This is a genomic window from Mycobacterium sp. (assembly GCF_049281135.1).
In the GTDB taxonomy this organism is placed as follows: domain Bacteria; phylum Actinomycetota; class Actinomycetes; order Mycobacteriales; family Mycobacteriaceae; genus Mycobacterium.
Map to the genome: position 1 here is coordinate 1 of NZ_JBAPRN010000429.1, position 3,899 is coordinate 3,899.

Annotated in this window: 5 protein-coding genes and 1 pseudogene; all 6 read right to left on the reverse strand. The window is 67.5% G+C overall.

Annotation, left to right across the window (positions count from 1 at the left end):
* Positions 1–295, reverse strand: a pseudogene (locus tag WAN02_RS17630) (cysteine--1-D-myo-inosityl 2-amino-2-deoxy-alpha-D-glucopyranoside ligase); the annotation flags it as partial.
* 121 nt (positions 296–416) lie between these two features.
* Positions 417–1,187, reverse strand: a complete 771-nt coding sequence (locus WAN02_RS17635; RefSeq protein WP_422265532.1) for a 3'(2'),5'-bisphosphate nucleotidase CysQ — start codon at positions 1,185–1,187, stop codon at positions 417–419.
* 57 nt (positions 1,188–1,244) lie between these two features.
* Positions 1,245–1,751: a DUF2505 domain-containing protein gene (locus WAN02_RS17640; protein ID WP_422265533.1), complete on the reverse strand. Its 507-nt coding sequence runs from the start codon at positions 1,749–1,751 to the stop codon at positions 1,245–1,247.
* 8 nt (positions 1,752–1,759) lie between these two features.
* A complete protein-coding gene (locus WAN02_RS17645) occupies positions 1,760–2,575 on the reverse strand; it encodes an SCO1664 family protein (RefSeq protein ID WP_422265534.1) in 816 nt (271 codons plus the stop codon).
* Positions 2,559–3,146 carry a DUF3090 domain-containing protein gene (locus tag WAN02_RS17650; protein WP_422265535.1) on the reverse strand — a complete coding sequence of 196 codons (588 nt, stop codon included), beginning with the start codon at positions 3,144–3,146 and terminating at the stop codon, positions 2,559–2,561. The genes WAN02_RS17645 and WAN02_RS17650 overlap by 17 nt, the downstream gene beginning before the upstream one ends.
* Positions 3,147–3,214: 68 nt before the next feature.
* Positions 3,215–3,898, reverse strand: coding sequence for a histidine phosphatase family protein (locus WAN02_RS17655; RefSeq protein WP_422265536.1), 684 nt, complete (start codon positions 3,896–3,898; stop codon positions 3,215–3,217).
* Position 3,899: the final 1 nt, after the last annotated feature.

A 3,899-nucleotide genomic window follows, 5' to 3' on the forward strand; every position in this document is an offset into this window, starting at 1 on the left:
CGATGCCGTCACGATTGGCCCGCTCGAACAGTGGATCGTCGACGTCGGTGACGTTCTGCACGTAGTGCACGTCGTGTCCGAGGTCCAGCCACAGCCGGTGGATCAGATCGAACGCCAGATAGGTCGCGGCGTGGCCGAGATGGGTGGCGTCGTAAGGCGTGATCCCGCAGACGTACATGGTGGCCGTCGGCCCGGCCGCAACCGGGCGCACCTGGCGGTCAGAGGTGTCGTACAGCCGCAGCTCCGGGCCTCGCCCCGGCAGCACCGGTATCGGTGCGGCGGGCCAGGATTGCATGCCGTCGACTTTAAGCCCGCCACCCATGCGGGCCGTACGACGGTCCGAGAACACCCCAGGCTGCGCAAGAGACAACATGTCACCGGCAACCGTTTAGGGCTGGCTGGAAATTCCTCAGTCGCTAGCTCGCCAACCGGATGGCACCCAGCAACAGGTCCGCGAGTTCGGCGCGACACATCAGGAAGTCGGGCAGATACGGGTCGGGACGGTTGTAGATCATCTCCGAGCCGTCCAACCGCGAAGCATGCATGCCCGCCGCCAGGATCACGCCGGCCGGAGCAGCCGAATCCCACTCCCACTGGCCGCCGGCATGGATGTAGGCGTCGGCGTCGCCGCGCACCACCGACATGGCTTTCGCTCCGGCTGAACCGATTCGGACGAATTCGACGTCGAGCTGGCGGGCCAGGTGGTACAGCACGGCGGGCGGCCGGTTGGAGCTCGCGGTGATCCGGATCGGCCCGGAATGCGTTGTCTCCGGCGCGCTGACGGTGTCGCTGCGATGCAGCTCCCCCATCGCGGGCAACGCAACGGCTGCGTCGGTGATCGCTCCGTTGGGCCCGCCGTGGCGCTGCCACAGCGCCACGTGCACGGCCCAGTCTTCACGCCCTTCCCAGGAGAATTCGCGTGTTCCGTCCAGCGGGTCGACGATCCAGACCCGGTCGGCCCGCAATCGGTTCAAGTCGTCGTAGGCCTCTTCGCTGAGCACCGCGTCGGCCGGGCGCTCGGCGTGCAGTCGCCTGAGCAACAGCGCGTTGGCCTGGCTGTCGCCCTCATCCCCCAGCAGCCACTGGTGGTCGAAACCGACCCGATTGCGCACCGTCAGCAACAGCTTGCCTGCCTCTTCGGCAAGGCTGGCGGCCAGCGCCGCGTCGCTGAGGGGCTCAGGGGTCACCGGTCCAGTATCACCGACGGGCGCGGTCCGTCATGCCATCCACGACGCAAGGCGGGGTCAGCGGTGCGCCACGATCCACTGGTTGGTGAAGCGTTGCACCGCGCTGATCTCGTCGCCGAGCCGGCTGACGATGAAGTTTTCGACCTGACCGCCCACCAGTGGGATGTTCACTCGCACGGTCGTGCTGAAGTCCAGCCGAGCACCGATCGCCAGTGAGACCAACATCACCGTCCCGATCGCGGACACCGGCGCGCCGGGAACCACCACCTCGATCGTGCCGCGCGCCTGGCCGTCGCCGGTCGGGTGCCACGTCTCGGTGCGGGCCATCTCCAAATCGCCGGGCGCCAACGCGGTGACCACCTTCGGTAGCCGATTGGCGAACAGGCTGACCGTGAGGGCCGCGGTTACCGACCCGTCGTCGCCGAGGGTCAGCCCGTTCAATGTGGCCGTGCCGCCGTCGAAGGCGGCCAGCCTGGCCTGCCAGTACTGCTCGTCGCCGAACGCCGCGAGGATTTCCTCAACGCGGACGGGGGCGTCCAGCCAAAGCGCCAAAGATCGTGGCATCGAGCGCCTTAGAAAGCGGGCCAGGGAATCGGGCGGTGCCGGTCCGGGCCGGGCATCACCGGGTGCGAGAGCAGGATGCGGGCGCGCAGCCGCAACGCCGCGATCTCGGCGCTGGTGATGTGGTCGGCCAGCGCATCCCCGAGCGAGCCGGCCAGGCCGTCGACCAGGCAGGACACCTTCTCCAACGTGTCGTCGTCGACCTTCTTGCCGGCCCACCCCCACAGCACCGTGCGCAGCTTGTCCTCGACGTGCAGGCACACTCCGTGGTCGACGCCGTAGACGTCGCCGTCGACGCCACGCAGCACGTGACCGCCCTTGCGGTCAGCGTTGTTGACCAATACGTCGAATACCGCCATGCGCCAGAGCCGAATGTCGTCGGCGTGCACCAACTCGACCGGGTCGCCGGCATAGTCATAGGCGCGCAGCACCGGAAGGTAGCCGCGCGGGCACCGGTCGGCCGGAACCAGGTCGACCAGACCCAGCTCGGGCCCGGGATCTGAATCAGGCGTATCTCCGGGCTGGTCTACCCACCGCTGCAGCATTCCCGGGCCGGCCGGACCGTGCCGAATGATGGTGTAGGGCACGATGTTCCAACCAAGATGCGCCGAGACCAGATAGGCGCCAAGCTCGCGGCCGGCCAGGGTGCCGTCGGGAAAATCCCATAGCGGCTGTTCGCCGGATATCGGCTTGTACACGCAGTGCACGGTGTGGTCGTCCAGCGTCGCCTCGCACAGAAATGTGGCGTTGCTCGCCGAGCGAATCCGTCCCAGGACCGTCAGCTCACCGCTGCGCAGTACCTCGCGATCGTCAGGCCTCTGCGTCATCGTCCGGCCCGAGCAGCGCGCTGCGCCGGTAGCCGTTGGTTCGCGCGCAGATGTGGCCCTCGGGGTCCAGCGGTTCATCGCACAGCGGGCACGGCGGACGGCCCGCGGAAATGACGGCATTGGACCGGGTGGCGAATTCGCGCGCCGACTCCGGTGTCAGGAACACCCGCACGGCGTCTGGACCCTCGTCGGTGTCGTCGAGCACCACCGACGCGTCGAACTCGGTATCGCTGACGGCCAGCAGTTCGACAACCACGGTTTGTGCCTCGGAATCCCAGCCCAGACCCATGGTCCCGACCCGGAATTCGGCATCGACCGGTGTGATCAGCGGGCTGAGGTCTTCAACTTCGCCGGTCTCCGGCGGAACCGGCGTGCCGAACCGCCGATTGACCTCGACCAGCAGCGCGTCGATCCGCTCGGCGAGCACTGCCACTTGCTGCTTTTCCAGCACCACCGACACCACCCGGGCGTCATGGACGGCCTGCAGGTAGAACGTGCGATTTCCGGGCTGGCCAACGGTCCCGGCGACGAATCGGTCGGGTGAGCGGAAGACGTGGATCGCACGAGACATAGCAACTCCAAAATACCGGCAGTTGCAGCGGAGTCGTAAATCCTGGCGCAACGCGCTCGGACAACGACTCAGTCGGTGGAGCCGCCGACGACAGCATCGTCGGCCGCTGTATCGCCTGCGGGCGCCGGAGCAGCCGTCAACGCGGACGTCAGCCGCGCGCCGGTGTGGTTGGCATGCAGCACGAACGGGCGAAGCTTCGTGTAACGGATCACGCTGAGCGACGCGGGGTCAGCGGAAATGCGCTGAAAACCATCCAGATGCAAGCCGAGCGCGTCGGCCAGAACCGCCTTGATCACATCGCCATGAGTGCAAGCCAGCCAGAGCACGTCGCCGCCGGACTCCTCTGCCAGCCGCGCGTCGTGCTCCCGAACCGCGGCGACGGCACGGGTCTGCACCTCGGCCAACCCTTCGCCACCGGGAAACACCGCTGCGCTGGGATGGGCCTGGACCACCGACCACAGCGGCTCCTTGACCAGATCGCCGAGCTTGCGACCGGTCCATTCGCCGTAGTCGACCTCAGCGAACCGCTCGTCGAAGCTCGGCTCGACACCCAGTGCGGCAGCGAGCGGCTCGACGGTGCTTCGACAACGCACCAGCGGTGATGTCACCACCGCCTTGACCGGCAGATCGCCGATCCGATCGACCAATTCCGCGGCCTGCTGGCGCCCCTTGTCGTCGAGCTCGATGCCTTCGGAACGGCCGGCCAACACGTGTGCGGTGTTGGACGTCGACCTGCCGTGGCGCAGCAGAATG